Annotated in this window: 18 protein-coding genes; 11 read left to right on the forward strand and 7 right to left on the reverse strand. The window is 68.2% G+C overall.

Features of this window, described 5'->3' with window-relative positions; all coding sequences use genetic code 11:
- The 4 genes from TX88_RS12010 to TX88_RS35095 all read left to right on the forward strand — a co-directional run.
- Positions 1–866: LmeA family phospholipid-binding protein (locus tag TX88_RS12010; protein ID WP_044517032.1), on the forward strand; the 866-nt coding region annotated here is incomplete at its 5' end.
- A complete protein-coding gene (locus tag TX88_RS12015; RefSeq protein WP_044517034.1) occupies positions 866–1,423 on the forward strand; it encodes a chorismate mutase in 558 nt (185 codons plus the stop codon). The genes TX88_RS12010 and TX88_RS12015, both read left to right, overlap by 1 nt.
- A 73-nt stretch (positions 1,424–1,496) precedes the next feature.
- A complete protein-coding gene (locus TX88_RS12020; RefSeq protein ID WP_044517036.1) occupies positions 1,497–2,132 on the forward strand; it encodes a hypothetical protein in 636 nt (211 codons plus the stop codon).
- A complete protein-coding gene (locus TX88_RS35095) occupies positions 2,129–2,542 on the forward strand; it encodes a hypothetical protein (protein WP_044517038.1) in 414 nt (137 codons plus the stop codon). Before TX88_RS12020 ends, TX88_RS35095 begins: the two co-directional genes overlap by 4 nt.
- Before the next feature lie 13 nt (positions 2,543–2,555).
- On the opposite strand, the gene TX88_RS12030 is transcribed toward TX88_RS35095, so the two are convergent.
- On the reverse strand, positions 2,556–4,127 hold the full coding sequence (locus tag TX88_RS12030; RefSeq protein ID WP_044517040.1) for a PTS transporter subunit EIIC: 1,572 nt from the start codon (positions 4,125–4,127) through the stop codon (positions 2,556–2,558).
- Between the two features lie 147 nt (positions 4,128–4,274).
- Between TX88_RS12030 and TX88_RS12035 the strand changes: the two genes are divergently transcribed.
- From TX88_RS12035 to TX88_RS35100, 5 genes are all read left to right on the forward strand, one after another.
- A complete protein-coding gene (locus tag TX88_RS12035; RefSeq protein WP_044517042.1) occupies positions 4,275–4,745 on the forward strand; it encodes a PTS sugar transporter subunit IIA in 471 nt (156 codons plus the stop codon).
- The gene (nagB, locus tag TX88_RS12040; protein WP_044517043.1) at positions 4,746–5,531 is read left to right on the forward strand and encodes a glucosamine-6-phosphate deaminase; all 786 of its coding nucleotides are present in this window, start codon (positions 4,746–4,748) and stop codon (positions 5,529–5,531) included.
- Complete coding sequence (nagA, locus tag TX88_RS12045; RefSeq protein WP_044517045.1) at positions 5,532–6,677, forward strand: N-acetylglucosamine-6-phosphate deacetylase; 1,146 nt, start codon at positions 5,532–5,534, stop codon at positions 6,675–6,677.
- 177 nt (positions 6,678–6,854) lie between these two features.
- Complete coding sequence (locus tag TX88_RS12050) at positions 6,855–8,687, forward strand: ATP-binding protein (RefSeq protein ID WP_244438409.1); 1,833 nt, start codon at positions 6,855–6,857, stop codon at positions 8,685–8,687.
- Entirely contained in the window at positions 8,687–9,451 is a 765-nt protein-coding gene (locus TX88_RS35100; RefSeq protein WP_244438410.1) for a helix-turn-helix transcriptional regulator, read from the forward strand. The genes TX88_RS12050 and TX88_RS35100 overlap by 1 nt, the downstream gene beginning before the upstream one ends.
- Here TX88_RS35100 and TX88_RS12060 read toward each other — a convergent pair whose 3' ends face one another.
- The gene (locus TX88_RS12060; RefSeq protein WP_044517048.1) at positions 9,452–9,661 is read right to left on the reverse strand and encodes a hypothetical protein; all 210 of its coding nucleotides are present in this window, start codon (positions 9,659–9,661) and stop codon (positions 9,452–9,454) included.
- A 20-nt stretch (positions 9,662–9,681) separates the two neighbouring features.
- On the opposite strand from TX88_RS12060, the gene TX88_RS12065 reads away from it, so the two are divergent.
- Positions 9,682–10,041, forward strand: coding sequence for a DUF488 domain-containing protein (locus TX88_RS12065; RefSeq protein ID WP_044517050.1), 360 nt, complete (start codon positions 9,682–9,684; stop codon positions 10,039–10,041).
- 61 nt (positions 10,042–10,102) lie between these two features.
- Positions 10,103–10,744, forward strand: a complete 642-nt coding sequence (locus TX88_RS12070) for a GNAT family N-acetyltransferase (protein WP_044517051.1) — start codon at positions 10,103–10,105, stop codon at positions 10,742–10,744.
- A 14-nt stretch (positions 10,745–10,758) separates the two neighbouring features.
- Here TX88_RS12070 and mbtN read toward each other — a convergent pair whose 3' ends face one another.
- Genes mbtN through crcB form a run of 5 tightly spaced genes read right to left on the reverse strand, consistent with a single transcriptional unit; the run spans position 10,759 to position 15,264 of the window.
- Positions 10,759–11,934, reverse strand: a complete 1,176-nt coding sequence (gene mbtN / locus TX88_RS12075; RefSeq protein WP_044517053.1) for a mycobactin biosynthesis acyl-ACP dehydrogenase MbtN — start codon at positions 11,932–11,934, stop codon at positions 10,759–10,761.
- Positions 11,931–13,496, reverse strand: a complete 1,566-nt coding sequence (mbtM, locus tag TX88_RS12080; protein WP_209447050.1) for a long-chain-fatty acid--ACP ligase MbtM — start codon at positions 13,494–13,496, stop codon at positions 11,931–11,933. The genes mbtN and mbtM overlap by 4 nt, the downstream gene beginning before the upstream one ends.
- 5 nt (positions 13,497–13,501) lie before the next feature.
- Positions 13,502–13,771 carry a mycobactin biosynthesis acyl carrier protein MbtL gene (locus TX88_RS12085; protein ID WP_019348478.1) on the reverse strand — a complete coding sequence of 90 codons (270 nt, stop codon included), beginning with the start codon at positions 13,769–13,771 and terminating at the stop codon, positions 13,502–13,504.
- Between the two features lie 60 nt (positions 13,772–13,831).
- Entirely contained in the window at positions 13,832–14,902 is a 1,071-nt protein-coding gene (locus TX88_RS12090; protein ID WP_044517058.1) for a DUF190 domain-containing protein, read from the reverse strand.
- On the reverse strand, positions 14,899–15,264 hold the full coding sequence (crcB, locus tag TX88_RS12095; protein WP_044519339.1) for a fluoride efflux transporter CrcB: 366 nt from the start codon (positions 15,262–15,264) through the stop codon (positions 14,899–14,901). The genes TX88_RS12090 and crcB overlap by 4 nt, the downstream gene beginning before the upstream one ends.
- Positions 15,265–15,285 lie beyond the last annotated feature (21 nt).

The following is a 15,285-nucleotide window of genomic DNA, read 5'->3' on the forward strand; positions in this document are numbered from 1 at the left end:
GGCCCCCGGAGGCGGCGACCGAGAAAATCGCGCAGAACCGTCCACCGGCCGCGCCCCGGCCCGGGGGGCCACCTCCGCCGCCGCTGCCCCCGGTCGAGCCCAATCGGCCGCCGCCTCCTGAGCCGGCCAAGCTGTCGTCACGATGGCGCAGCCCGCTGGCGATCGTCCTCGCGGCCGTCATCGTCGTCGCACTTGTGGTGATCGGACTGACCGGCGCCGAACTGTACGCCCGGCACAAGGCGGGCTCGGTGCTGGTCGCGGTCACCGAATGTGTGGTGGAGGACAGTGCCACCGTCTCGTTCGGGGTGAAACCGCCGTTCCTGTGGCAGCACATCACCGGCCACTACACCAACATCTCGGTGGAAACCGGCGGCAAGCAGGTGCAGGCCGCCAAGGGCATGACCGCAGACGTGGCGCTGTCCGACATCCGCTTGCAGGGCACCGAGGATTCCAAGGGCACCATCGGATCGTTGAGCGCCACGCTGAGCTGGACGTCGGCCGGTATCAAGGACACGGTGGCCGAGAACCTGCCCGGCGTCGGCTCCCTGGTCACCGATGTCAGCACCGACCCGTCGGCGGGAACCATCACCATCGAGGCGGTGGGGGACACCAAGGTGACGGCAAAGCCGTTGGTGAACGACGGACACCTGAACCTGGAGATCACCGACGTCAGCGGTCCGTTCGAGAAAGGCACCGTGCAGGCAGCGCTCGACGGCCTCATGACGAAGCTGAACGACGCCTACCCGCTCGGGATCCACGCCGACAGCGTCTCGGTGACCGACACCGGCGTGGTGGGCAAGTTCTCCAGCCAGAACGCGTCCATCCCCAACGACGAATCCGACGACGCCTGCTTCTCCCAGCTGTGATGCCGGCCCGATTCGCAACGGCCGGCGTGCTGACCCTCGCGGTGCTGTGCGGCACTCCACTCGCCCGCGCACAGGACCCCAGCCCGCTACTGCCGCTGGTCGACGCCGCAGCACAGCGCCTGCAGACCGCAGACCCGGTGGCCGCCAACAAGTTTCGCAACGGTGGGTCGATCGAGGACCCGCGGCGCGAACAACAGGTCATCGACGCCACCACTGCCGAGGCGGGCAACAGGCACATCGACCCGGCCTACGTCGGGCAGGTGTTCCGGGATCAGATCGACGCGACCGTCGCCGTGGAGCACGGCCTGTTCGCGCGATGGAAGCTGGATCCGGCAACCGCTCCCGCAAGTGCCCCCGATCTCGCGGCGTCGAGAACTACCATCGACGCGCTCAACCACACGATGGTGAACGAGATCGCCGAGCAGTGGCCGGTCTTGCACTCGCCGTCGTGCTCGGCCGACCTGGCGGGCGCCGTCGACGGCGTGGCCACGGCGCGAAATCTCGATCCGCTGTATCGGCAGGCGCTGGACTACGCCACCAGGTCCTATTGCCGCTGACCGTCGAGCGCATTCGGGAATTGACGTTTCTGTCGACGGTGCGCGGGTACTCCTGGCCGCAGGAGGTCTTGAAATGCCTACATGGAGTTGGATCGTCATCGCCGTAGTCGTCGTGGTGATCGTGTTGCTCGCGGTGATCGTGGCCGCATCGATGATGCGTCAGAAGCGCAGCGAGCGGCTCAAGGATCAGTTCGGCCCGGAGTATGAGCACACCGTCGAGAAAGCCGGTGGTCAGCGTGCTGCGGAGCGGGAACTACTTGCGCGCGAACGCAAGCACAACAAATTGGACATCAAGGAGCTGGCGCCGGAGTCCCGGGTGCGCTACGTCGAGGCATGGGGCGTCACGCAGGCCGGGTTCGTCGACAACCCCTCGAAATCGGTCGGTGACGCCGATCGTCTGGTGACCGAGGTGATGCGTGAACGGGGTTATCCGGTAGACGATTTCGAGCAACGTGCTGCAGACGTCTCGGTCGATCACCCCAAGGTGGTCGAGCACTATCGGGCGGCGCACATCCTTCACCTCGCGCAGGAGCAGGGCGAGATCGGCACCGAGGCCCAACGTGAGGCGCTCGTCCACTATCGCGCGCTCTTCGAGCGATTGGTCGGAGCTGAACCCGAAACGCCTGCAGAACGCGAGACGCCGACCCAGCGTGAGACACATGCCGAGACGGAAACCGGTACGGATTCGCCCAAGGAGGCGCGAGCATGACGACCCACGAAGAACAAGCGACAACCGTCTCGCCTCAGGGCACGGATGCGCCGGAGTTCCGGGATGCGGACACGGACAAGGCGCAGCCCGCCCGCGAGGAAGTTTCAGAAGCCGCCCAGGCCGAGCCGTCGAGCGAGGACAACACGCTGTTGTTCGCCGGCGAGCATCGGTCGGGATTGCACTCGCGCTGGAACGACGTCCAGGCGGCGTTCGTCGACGACCCGAAAGAGTGTGTGCAGAAAGCGGACAACCTTGTGGCCGAAGTCGTCGAGGAGCTCACCGCGAGCTTCGCCGACACCCGCTCTCGGCTTGAGGCGCAATGGTCTCGAGGCGAGGAGGCGTCCACCGAGGATCTCCGCGTGGCCCTGACGCGCTATCGCGATTTTTTCCAGCGGCTGCTGTCGGTGTGAGGCCCGGGAAGGGCTACAAACTGTCCACGATGGCGTTCTTCAGGGCCTCGGAACTGGTGCCGAACACCGCCTGAACGCTGTTCCCGACCTCGATGACGCCCGCGGCGCCGAGGGCCTTCAGCCGGTCTTGGTCGACCTTGCTCTTGTCGGCGACCTCCATGCGGAGTCGGGTGATGCAGGCATCGACATTGACGAGGTTCTCCCGGCCGCCGAATGCCGCGACGATCTGTTCGGCCTGAGTGTCCGCGCGCGCGGGTGCGGTCAACGTGCCGGTGCCGCCTGCAGTCACCGTGGTGGTGGAATCGGCGCCCTCACTCAGGTTGGCCCGTTCCTCGGCCTCGAACTCCGTCTCGGGTTCACGACCGGGTGTGAGCATGTTCCACCTCTTGATCGCGACGTAGAACAACACGAAGTAGACGACCGAGAACACCGCTCCCATCACGATCAGCAGCCAGATGTTCTTCGCCGCGGGCGCCCCGCCGTACAACAACAGGTCGAGGAGCCCGGCCGAGAACGAGAAGCCCAGGTGGATGTCGAGCAGATAGGCGATCGCCAGGGACAGCCCGGTCAGGACCGCATGGATGACGTAGAGCGGGAACGCCACGAACATGAACGCGAACTCGAGCGGTTCGGTCACGCCGGTCAGGAACGCGGTGAGGGCGGCCGCCGAGAGGATGCCGACCGCAACTTTGCGTTGCTTCTTGTTCGCGGCGAGGATCATCGCCAGCGCCGCGGCGGGCAGGCCGAACATCAACACCGGGTAGAACCCCGAGGTCAGGATGCCCGCGGTCGGGTCGCCCGCCGCGAACCGGGTGAGCTCACCGGTGACCACCGTGCCGTCCGCGTTCTGATAATCGCCGTAGAGGAACCACACGTAGGAGTTCGGGATGTGGTGTAGGCCCAGGGGAATCAGCATGCGGTTGGCGAATCCGTAGACGAATGCGCCCAGCGCGCCACTACCGCCGATGAACCGGCCGAGCCCGGTCAGTCCCGCATCGAAGATCGGATAGAAGTAGCTCATCAGGAAGGCGATGAACAAGCTCGCCACGGACACCACGATCGGGACGAACCTCCGTCCCCCGAAAAAGCCGAGATAGGACGGCAATTGGATGGTGTGGTACCGGTCGAACAACCATGCCGTCACCAGGCCCACCACGATTCCGGCGAACACGCTGTAGTTGATCTGGGCTTGATCGCCTGCCTTGTCCACCTCGCCGGCCAGCACGATGGGAGACATCGTCTTGAAGACGGCCGCCATCACCAGGTAGCCGACCACCGCAGCCAGCGCCGTCGAGCCGTCGGCCTTGCGGGCGAAGCCGATCGCGACACCGACCGCGAACAGCAGGGGCAGGTTGGTGAACAGGGCGTCGCCTGCGGCACTCATCGCCTTGAAGAAGGGGCCGATGACGGGCGAGTCGATCCGCCCCAGCAGGTCGGGTTGGCCCAGCCTCAGCAGGATGCCGGCAGCGGGCAGCACGGCGATCGGCAGCATGAGGCTCTTGCCGAGTCGCTGCAGTTGCGCAAACGCGGGTATACGCAGACCGGATTTCGCCTGTGCAACTTCAGGTTTCGTCGTATCGCTCATCGCCTTCTCGCCCTCCTGGCCACCCAGCGCGACCCGCCGCGAAGCTGAGCGGAAGCTTAGACGAGAACCCGTAAACTCGAGGCCGTCTTCCGGCCGCGCTCGTATTGTTTGTGGCACGAGCACCCCGCGCCCAAAGGAGCCCGACAAGTGAGCAGCACGCGAGTACTCGCCCCGGTTGCGGGGCGCGCAGTAGCACTCGGGGACGTTCCAGACCCCGTGTTCTCGGCCGGCATGGTGGGGTACGGCGCCGCGGTGGACCCACCGCGCGGGGTGATCGACGCTATTGCCCCGGTCAGCGGCAAGTTGTTGAAACTGATGCCGCACGCCTACGTGATCATGACCGCCGACAACGTCGGGGTCCTGGTCCACCTCGGGCTGGACACCGTCGCGCTGAACGGAGAAGGCTTCACCACGCATGTGAGTCAGGGCGATGAGGTCACCGCCGGCCAGGTGGTGATCACCTACGACGTGCCGGCCATCGAGGCGAAAGGCCTGAATCCGATTGTCCCCGTTGTGGTCATGGACGAGCGTGAGCCCGGCAATGTGACAGTGGCCGACCCGGTCGCCGCAGGAGCCGACATCGACTCGGGTGCAGACCTTTTCACGGCGAACAAGTAGATGGAAGTCATCATCCTCGCCGATGCCGCGAAGATCGGCGGCGTGGCCGCCGATGCGGTCGGTGCGCTGCTCGACCGCAAACCGGACGCGGTGCTGGGCCTTGCCACCGGCTCGTCGCCGCTGGCGATCTACGACGAACTCGCCGCGCGGTGCAGCGCGGGGCAGATCTCGTTCCGGCAGGCCCGCGGTTTCACCCTCGACGAGTACGTCGGCCTGCCCGCCGACCATCCCGAGCGCTACCGCAACGTGATCGACACTGTGTTCGTCTCGCGCGTCGACTTCGCCCCGGGTGCGGTGCTGGGCCCCGACGGCCTGGCGACCGACATCCCGGCGGCATGTGCGGCATACGAGGATGCCATCCGCGGCGCGGGCGGAGTCGATCTACAGATCCTCGGCATCGGCACCGACGGACACATCGGCTTCAACGAGCCCGGATCCTCGCTGGCGTCGCGCACCCGCATCAAGACGCTGACGCAGCAGACCCGCCTCGACAACGCCAGATTCTTCGGAGACGATCTGGACGCGGTGCCGACGCACTGCCTGACCCAGGGGCTGGCCACCATCATGGCGGCCCGGCACGTGATCCTGGTGGCGCTCGGCCGTAGTAAGGCCGAAGCCGTGCACCATCTGGTCGAGGGCGCCGTGAGCGCCATGTGGCCGGCGACCATCCTGCAGCATCACCCGCACGTCACGGTCCTGCTCGATGACGCTGCGGCACAGCGGCTTCAGCTCATCGGCTACTACCGTGAGACCTACCGCTCGAAACCGGATTGGCAGGGCATCTGAATGCTGCTGACCGCCGGCACGCTGATCACGGGCGCAGAAGTGTTGCGGCCGGGATGGATTGACGTGTCGGGCGACCGGGTGACGGCCGTCGGCGCCGGTGCCCCGCCCCGGCCCGCCGATCGTGATCTGGGCCCGGTGACCCTGGTGCCGGGGTTCGTCGACACCCATACGCACGGCGGTGGCGGCGGCAGTTTCTCGGTCCCGTCGGAGGCCGACACGTCGGCCGCGGTGGCGTTGCACCGTCGGCACGGCACCACCACCATGATCGCCTCCCTGGTCACCGCGAGCCCGGACGATCTGCTGCATCAGGTGAGGGCTCGGGCCGAGGACGTCCGGGCCGGGCGGATCGACGGAATCCACCTCGAAGGTCCGTGGCTGTCGACCGTGCGGTGCGGGGCCCATCAACCCGCGCTCATGCGCGACCCGGATCCGGCAGAAATCGACCGGGTGCTCACTGCCGCCGCCGGGACGATCCTGATGGTGACGATCGCGCCCGAACGGAGCGGTGCGCTCGCGGCGATCCGGCAGTTCGTCGACGCCGGTGTGGTGGTGGCCGTGGGTCATACCGAGGCGACCTACGAACAGACCCGCGCGGCGATCGCGGCCGGGGCCACGGTCGGCACGCATCTGTTCAACGCCATGCGCCCGATCGACCGGCGCGAACCGGGCCCGGTCATCGCACTGCTCGAAGATCCCTCCGTCACCGTGGAACTCATCACCGACGGGGTCCACATCGACCCGGCCATCTACCGGCATGTCACGCGCTCGGTCGGCCCGGACCGCGTTTCGCTGATCACCGACGCGATGGCGGCCACCGGCATGTCCGACGGGCGGTATCACCTCGGCCCGGTGCCGGTCGACGTGGTGGACGGGGTGGCGTTCGTCGGGGGCACCGACACCATCGCCGGGAGCACCGCGACCATGGACCGGGTGGTCCGATTCGCGGTCACCCATTGTGGGCTGCCCCGCGACGAGGCGCTGCTGCTCGTCGTTCGGCAGGCCTCGCTGAACCCGGCGCGCGCGATGGGTCTTCCCGGTGACGGCCTGATCCCCGGGGCCGCAGCCGATCTCGTGGCGCTGGGGGCGGATCTGACCGTCGCGGCGGTGATGCGCCGGGGCGGGTGGGAGTTGGAACCGGCGGTGTAGGTCGCTCGTCGCGCGCCGTTCGCCCGAGAAGTGTTTTCTGAGGCAAACATTCGCGTTGCGGCGGCGGTGATTAGCCGTTACAAATTCTTGCACCGGCGTACCGTCACCGGGGTAACGCCGCAGAGCATCTGGGGGTCGTTTTTGTCGGACTGGCCATTTGTCGCACGGGATGTCGAGTTGCGCGAAGCCGCGCAGGCGCTGCGGGGCGGCTCTCGTGGGGTGGTCCTCGCCGGAAAGGCCGGAGTCGGGAAATCGGCGCTGGCGCGGGTACTGGCCGAGGGCCTGGAGGCAGACGGTTGCCCGGTCCGGTTCGTGCTGGGCACCGAGACCGGCCAGGCGGTGCCGCTAGGGGCATTTCGCCACGCGCTCACCCTCACCGACGCGCATGACCCGACGGTGATGCTCGCCGTGGCACACGAGATGTTGGCCTCCGATCCCGACCTGGTCATCGTCGTCGATGACGCGCAGCACCTCGACCCGTTGTCGGCGCTGTTGGTCCAGCAACTGGCGGTGCATGGCTCGCCGAGACTGATCGTCACCATCGGGAACGGCGCGGCCACATCCGATGCGGTGACGGCGCTGTGGAAAGAACAGCTGCTGCTGCGGCTGGACCTCGAACCGTTCACCCGGGCGCAGACCGCTGAGTTGGCCGCGGCGGTGTTGGGCGGCGAGGTCGACGAGCGCACGGTCGCCGAACTGCACCGGTTCTCCTCGGGAAGCCCGCTCTACCTGCGGGGTGCGCTCAACGCGGCCCTGGGCGATGCGGTGCTGGTCTGTGATCAGGGCCGCTGGCGGCTGCGCGGGCAGCTGCGGGCGAGTGCCGATCTGCACGCACTGATCAATTCCCGGTTCGACACCCTGACGCCGGACGAACGCGATGTGGTGGAGGTGGTCTCCACGGCCGAGGTGCTCGATTGGGACGTGTTGGTGGGTGCCTGCGATCTCGACGCGATCGCCCGGGTGGAACGCAGGGGAGCGATCCAGGTGCTCAACGACGCGGCCTGCACCCTCGTGCAGCCGGGCCACCCCATCATCGGCGAAGTGGCCCGCAGCCGGTGCTCGAAAACTCGTTCCCGGCAGATCAATACGCTGTTGGCCTCGCTGCTGGGGGCGCACCTGCAGTCGCCGCACAGCGGCAGGCTCCCTGACGTCCGGGGACGCATACAGCTGGCGCGGTTCATGGCGGGAGGCAACGGTCCGACGGACCCGGGCGCCATCGCCGACGCCGCGGCCAGTGCGGTCACCATGTCCAACCTGGCGCTGGGAGAAGAGCTGGCGCGATACGCACTGGACCACGGGGCCGGGGTGCGAGCGGCGATCGTGCTGGCCGACGCGATGAGCTGGCAGGGACGCGGCGAGCAGGCCGAGGAGTTGCTGGCCCGGTCGGTGCCACCGGCTGAGGACGAACCGATGCTGGCGCGGTGGGGCTGCCTGCGGGCGTCCAACCTGTTCTTCGGATGTGCCCGCCCTGATGCCGCGCGGTCGGTGCTCGCCGTGGTGCGACAACAGGTGCACTGCCCGCAGACGTTGAGCCTGGTCGTGGCGATGGAAGCGGTTTTCGCGTTCTTCGCCGGTGAGCTCGCCGGTGCGATCGCGCTGGGCACCGAAACTCTGGGCGCCGAGGTGTTGTCGACGGCCAACGGGTCGACGGCGAACGTATGGGCGGCACTGGGCACCTCGAGTGCGCTGGCCTTGTCGGGCCGTTCGGGCGAGGTTGCCGCGGTGGCGCAGGCGGGTGAGTTGGCCGCCGAGGATTGCGAGTCGGGGCCGCAGCGGTACTGGCTGGCTTTCGCGCAGGTGTCGGCCGCCGTGGCCGAAGGGGAGCTCGAGCGGGCGCAGCGGGTCTGTGACCGCTACGCCGTGCTGGCGGCCGGTTCTCCGCAGGCCGAGGCCATTGTCACCGCGCTGAGTGGGCGGGTGGCATTGGCCCGCGGTTGCCTGCCGTCGGCGGGTGAAGCCCTGCAGGCCGCGGTGTGGGCCACCCCGCAGGTCCTCCCGCCGGGTGGCTGATGGTGGTCGCCGCATGGCTGGCCCAGGTCGAGGGGATGCGCGGCAACGGCTCCGCCGCGGGCGCCGCGCTGCTCCGGGCCGAGGCTGCCGCAGCCGGGCCGCTCGAGGTGTTCCGGCCAGAGCTGGACTTGGCCAGGGCCTGGACGGCCGCAGCGATCGGTGACACGAGATCGGCCGTGGATCACGCTGCCCGGGCAGCGCAGTGCGCCAAGGCGGGCGGTATGGACACGGTGGAGCTCACGGCCCTGCACACAGCATTGCGATTCGGGGAAACCTCGGGTCAGCGCAGGATCCAGCAACTGGCGCGCCGCCACGGTGGCCGGCTGGCCGAGGCCATCGCCGCGCACAGCCGCGGCCTGGCCCGCCAGGATCCCGATGAACTCGTCGCGGTCACGGACCGGTTCCAGGTGATCGGTGCGCTGGGGTTGGCCGCCGACGCAGCCGCCCACGCGGCCAGAGAGCATGCCCGGGCGGGTTGCCGCGGCGGTGAACTGGAATCGGCCGCGCGGGCGCTGTGGCTGTCGGGCCAGAGTGGCGCGCTGACCCCGGCCCTGTGCTGCGCCGGTGACCCGCTGCCGCTGACCGAGCGGGAGTGGGAGATCGCCAACCTTGTCGGTATCGGGATGAGCAACCGCCAGATCGCGGGCGAGTTGTGCCTGTCGGTGCGCACCGTCGACGGCCACCTCTACCGCATGTTCGCCAAGCTCGGTGTGGAGGACCGCGACCACCTGGCCCGGCTGGCGCGTTTCGGCCCGGCCAGCTGATCAGGCGGGGCGTTCCGGGTCCTCGCTGGAGGTCCGCGCACCCACGAAATCGAACAGTCGCGGATCGGTGGAGGTGAACCGGTCCACTTCCTCGCCGCCGTCACATCGCAGCAATGCGATCGTGAGACTGTCCGCGGTGCGGGTGAGGACGCACCAGTGTGCGCCGGAATCTTCCCAGCGCCGCAGATCTGCCACCCGATCGAGGCTCATGCCTCCTACCATGGCATGTCATGGCCGAGAAGAACCGTGTGCGGCTGGCCCGGGTGTACACCGAACCCGAACCCGATGAGGGGCAGCGGGTCCTGGTCGACCGGCTGTGGCCCAGGGGCCTGAAGAAGACCGATCGGCGGGTGGGGCACTGGCTGCGCTCGGTTGCCCCGTCGACGGAGTTGCGTCACTGGTACGACCACAAGCCGGAGCGCTATGACGAGTTCGCCGCGCGCTACACCCAGGAGCTGCAGTCCGGCGAGGAGGCCGCGGGGCTCGATGAGTTGCGGGCGCTGGTCAGCGAGGGCCCGGTCACCTTGGTGACCGCCACCCGCGAACTCGACCTGAGTCACCTGACCGTCCTTGCCGAGCTGCTGACCTGAGTTCGGCGGCGGGGAGGAAGGTAAACCTACCCTCAGTCGCTACGGTAGGCTCGGCGCTCAAATGAGCGATATCGATACCGACTTGCCGGGTACCCCCGTGCTCAAGCGCGAGCTGACCGACATCACCGATGAGGTGCGCGCAGTCGACGCCCCGTCCACCCCGGTCCTGGCCGAGCCGTACGACATCCGGGTGGCCGACGCCGGTGCCGACGCCGAACTGGTTTCGGAATGGATGAACCGCCCGCACCTGGTGGAGGCTTGGGAGTACGACTGGGCGCCGGACCGCTGGAGCCGGTATCTGCAGGCTCAGCTCGACGGTGAATACTCACGGCCGTTCATCGCCAGCTTCCGCGGCAAGCCCGTCGGATATATCGAGTTGTACCGGGCGGCCAAGGATTCCATCGCACCGCGGTACGCCGCCGATCCGTATGACATCGGGATGCACGCCGCGATCGCCGATCTGAGATTCGTCAACCGCGGCATCGGCCCGATCCTGTTGCCGCGCATCGTGGCCAACGTGTTCGAGCTCGAACCGAACTGCCGACGGGTCATGTTCGATCCGGACCATCGTAACAACGGCGCCCGCCGGGTGTGCGAATGGGCGGGATGCGAGTTCTTGGGTGAGCACCAGATGTCGAACCGGCGGATGGCCCTCTACGCGCTGCCGCGCACACCCGACGACGCTCTGGGCGCCGCCGGGTAACTCCGAGAACCTGTTCAGGCTCCGGCGAATTCGGCGTAGCCGTCGTAGTCGGGCTTCATGGCCGCGGCCACCAGCTCCCACAGCACCTCGTCCGTGCCGCCGCCCACTCGGGCCAGCTTCATGTCGCGCCACCACTTGCCCAGTGGCGTCTCGTCGACGAGATAGCCTGAGCCGCCGAAGATGTGCATGCACTCGGACGCGACCTCTTCGCCCAGCCGCGCGGCGGTCACCTTGAAGGCAGCGGCGGCCCGGAGGTCGAGTTTGCCCTGTGCAGCCGCCCCGGCCAGAGCGTAACGCAGCAGATCGACGCGGGCCTGCAGATCGGCGATCCGCATCCGCAACGCCTGGTGCTCGTAGAGGGTGTGGCCGAACTGCCGGCGTTTCATCATGCGCGCCAACGTGATCCCGAGGATCCGTTGTGATCCGGCGGCCACCTGCCCGGCGATCGACATACGTTCGTGGGCCAGTCCCCACGAGATCGCCGCCAGTCCGGTGCCGGCCCGGGCCACCAGATGATCTGCGGGCACCCACGTGTCGATGTGCACCGCGGCCGTGGCCAGGGGGCCGTTGCCGACCTTGCGATACGGCGTCTGGATCTCGACCTGTGAGGTCGGCACCGCGATGACGACGACGTTGCCGTGCCTGCTGGTCGGATCGTGGTCGACGTTGCGGGCCACCACCATGATGTGGTCGGCGATCGTCGACAGCGAGACGAACTTCTTGATGCCCTTGACCTCGAATCCGTCACGGGCCGTGCGGACTTCGGTCTCCACGATCTGCAGGTCCGAACCGCCGGATTCCTCGGAGGCCGCGATGCACAGCACGGCTTCGCCGTGGATGGCCTGTTCGCAGATGGTGCGCAGGTGGTCGGATTTGCCGAAACGGCGCAGCAGGGCGATGGCCGAATCGTGCAGGCTGACACCCACGCCGATGCCCGAGGAGCCGGTCCGGCCCAGAGCGGAGGCCAGTTCGATCAGCTTGGCCACGTCGGGTTGTTGTCCGTCGCCCCACTTCTCGCTGAACACTCCGTTGCGGCCGAGGTGTTCGATGAGCTGGCGCGGAAAACTTTCGGTCTCTTCGGCTTCGGCCGTCCACGTCTTGACCTGGTCGTCGAACACCCGATCCAACAGATCGCGGTACTCGTCGAGCGTGGTGGTGGCCGGCGTCGGTGTGGGCGTGAGAGCGGTCATGACTTCGCTGTCTCCAATTGTCGTTTGACCTCCAGGCGGCGCAGCTTGCCCGAGGAGGTGCGGGGGAGTGACCCCGGCGTCAGGAACACCACGTCGGCGGGCACGATGCCGCACTCGGATGCCACCTGCTGGATGACCTGGCTGCGGGCTCCGGCCTCGTCGGGGCCCCGGAACTCGGCCGCGATCACCAGGCCGGAGCGGACGGAGTTCTCGCCGGCGCCCACGGCCACGACGGCGCCTTCACGAATACCCTTGACCTGAGCGGCAACCCGCTCGATCTCGGTGGGGAAGATGTTGCGCCCGGCCACCGTGATCAGTTCCTTGGTGCGTCCGCAGACCACCAGCCCGCCGTCGACGAAATAGCCGAGATCGCCGGTGGCGAACCAGTCGTCGGGGTTCAGCGGCGTCTGACCGAGGTAGCCCGACATCATCGAGGTGCCGCGGATCTCGACTTCGCCCACCTCGCGGTCGACGATGCCCGCGTTGTCCTCGCTGGGCCGCAGGCGCACTTCCATCCCGGGGATGGCGTCACCGAGGACCGCGAGTTGCTGCCGGTTGGATCCGGCGTCCGTCGCGACGGTGATCTCGTCGAGAACCACACCCAGACCCGGAACGGGAACCGTGACCGCGCAGGATGATTCGGCCATACCGTAGGACGGCGAGAGGGCTCCGGGGTTGAAGCCGAAGCGGGAGAGCTCGGTGCCGAACCGGCTCGTCGCCTCGCAGTCGACCGGCTCGCCGCCGTTGAGCGCGAACCGCACCGCCGACAGGTCCAGATCGGTCAGGCGCCTGGAGTACTTGCCGATCAGGCCGTAGGCCATGTTCGGTGCGGCGGTCAGGGTGGCGCGGCTCTCGGTGAGCCATCGCACCCAGCTGAACGGTGAGGCCGCGAATGCCATGGTCGGGGCCTGCCACACCTCGATGCCGTTGACCGCTCCGGCCAGCAGGAAGGTCAGGCCCATGTCGTGGTACAGCGGCAGCCACGAGCACCCGATATCGCTGGGCGACAGGCTGATCCGCTCGCTGAGTCCACGAAGGTTGGCCAGCACCGCCGACGGTGTCAGCTGTGCGGTGCGGGGGGTGCCGGTCGACCCGGCGGTGCCCTGCAGGACCGCGAACTGGCCGGTTCCCAGCACCAGCGTGGTGGAGCGTCGAGCGTGGGCGACGACGGCGTCGTCGTGGATCCTCAGCGAGGTCTCGACCGTCCGCAGCAGATCCAGGTAGGGGCCGTGGCTGAACACCGTACTCACGCCGATGTCGGAGAATCGCTTCAACGTGGACTGCGCCCACGTGTCCGCGTCCGCACCCCGGATCGGGCCGGGCAGAACGGACAGTGCCGCGCCGGCCAGGAGGGCGCCGACGGCCGTCGCGATGCCCTCAACGGTGGGCTCACCGACCACGCCGACACCGGTCGAACCGTCCTGGCCGATCTGTTCGGCGACGTTCTCGGCGCGCGCGTACACCTCGCCCCAGGGGTGGCGGGTCCAGGTGCGAGACTCGTGGTCGTACACCACGAGGTCGGCGGCAGTGGTGGTCAGCGACGCGGCGAGCGCCGATGCCAGCACGCTCACTGGCTGCTCTGCGCGGCAGGCACTTTCGCCAGGATGGCCGCCTCGAGGTCACCGACGGTGTCGCAGCTGAGCAGGTCTTCCTCGGAGAGGGCAACCCCGAGCTTGTCCTCGATTGCCACCATGCCGACGGCGAATGCCACCGAGTCCAGACCGACGTCGTCGATGAGTCGGGATTCCCTGGTCACCCGGCGGACATCGACGTTCATGTCGTCGCGAAGGATCTCGGTGAGGGCGGCGCTGACCGCTTCGGGTGTTGTCGACTGCATGGGGTGGCACGGTACACGGCAGAGCAAAGGTAGGCTAGCCTTACCAGCCTGGCTGTGAGGTCAGTAACTGAAGCGCGCCAGGTCGGTCCCGCCGAGGCGGTGGCCGGCATCGACAACGGTTGCCGAGGGCACCATCTCGGCGCTCACCACACCATGCTCACGGGTGATTTCGTCGATGATCTCGAACGACGCGGCGATCCGCTGCGGTGTGTCGACCACGATGGTCGTCACCGGCACTTGGCGTCCGAACTGAAACAGCTTGTCCCCGTGCGGCTTGCCCTCGCCGGTGAAGCCCCAGACCGCGCGCAGCACGGTGGCGCCGCCGGCGGTGCCGGACTGGAGCAGCCTGCGGACGATGGCCCGATGGACCGGCACCCCGTCGTGTTGTGCGGTCTCGGACGTGTGGACCATCAGCTTCTGCCACAGCGGACGGCCCTCGGCGTCGGTGTCGGGCAGTTCGGCCGGGCGTGCCAGCAGCTGACCGCCTTGCTTGCACAGCTGCGCGCGCTCGACGGTGAGCAACGGGTTCTCCAGGAGTTCGGTGAGTTCACCGAGCACGGCGTTCACCTGGGCACCGGTCCCGAGCCCGATGATCATGAGCGGTACCTCGGTGTTGCGGCTGAAGAACCCCGCGCGTCGACGCTGGCCGTGTGCGGTGCCGTCCACTCCCAGGAACACGGTCGCCTCCGCGAAGCCGCGCCGGTACAGCAGGTCGCACACCGCACGGTAGGCCGGAACTCCGCCGATCCGGTGATGGCGGCCGACACAGACGGTCAGCTTGCAGAAGTCGGTGACCGTCGGCGCCGGCGACTGGCGGCGGATCAGCTGGGCCCGTTCCAGGGTGATCAGGCCGCGGGGAACGAGCTGCACCGTCTGCTCGGCCAGTGCGGAGATCTTGTCGGCCGCATCGACAGCTGCGATGGCGATCGGGGGATCCTCCGAGGCGCTCAGTGTCTCGTCGGTGCGCAGGTGGTGGTGCGGACCGAAGCTGGAGATCCCGCGCAGCATCACGCTGATTGTGATGTCGCTGCCGCCATACAGATCCAGGAGCGCATCGGCGACGAAGCGGTGCTCGTGGCGCAGCCGCTCGGCGAAGTAGGCGGTCAGCTTGAGGTAATCGGTGGTGGTCACAACCGTCCTCCCAGCGACATGCCCAGCCACGCCGCGGCCAGGCCGAGCACCACGCTGACGACGATGTTGCCCACCGCCGGCCAGATCCGGCGTTCCTCGCCCAGGCGTTGCGTCTCCAGCATCCAGGTGGAGAACGTCGTGTAGGACCCGACGAATGCGGTGCCGGCCAGCAGCGCGGCGTGCCGGTCCAGGGCCAGGCCGCCCAGGAACCCGAGCAGGAACGCCCCGCTCAGGTTGACCGCCAGGGTGCCGAACGGGAAGCCCCGGGTGTGGCGGGCGGACACCGCGCGGTCGAGGACGAACCGGCAGACCGCCCCGACGCCGCCCAGCAGCAGCACCCCGGCCCAGACGACGGCGGTCATCGCACCGCGGCCCGGCGCACC

This window comes from Mycolicibacterium septicum DSM 44393, from assembly GCF_000455325.1.
Lineage (GTDB): Bacteria > Actinomycetota > Actinomycetes > Mycobacteriales > Mycobacteriaceae > Mycobacterium > Mycobacterium septicum.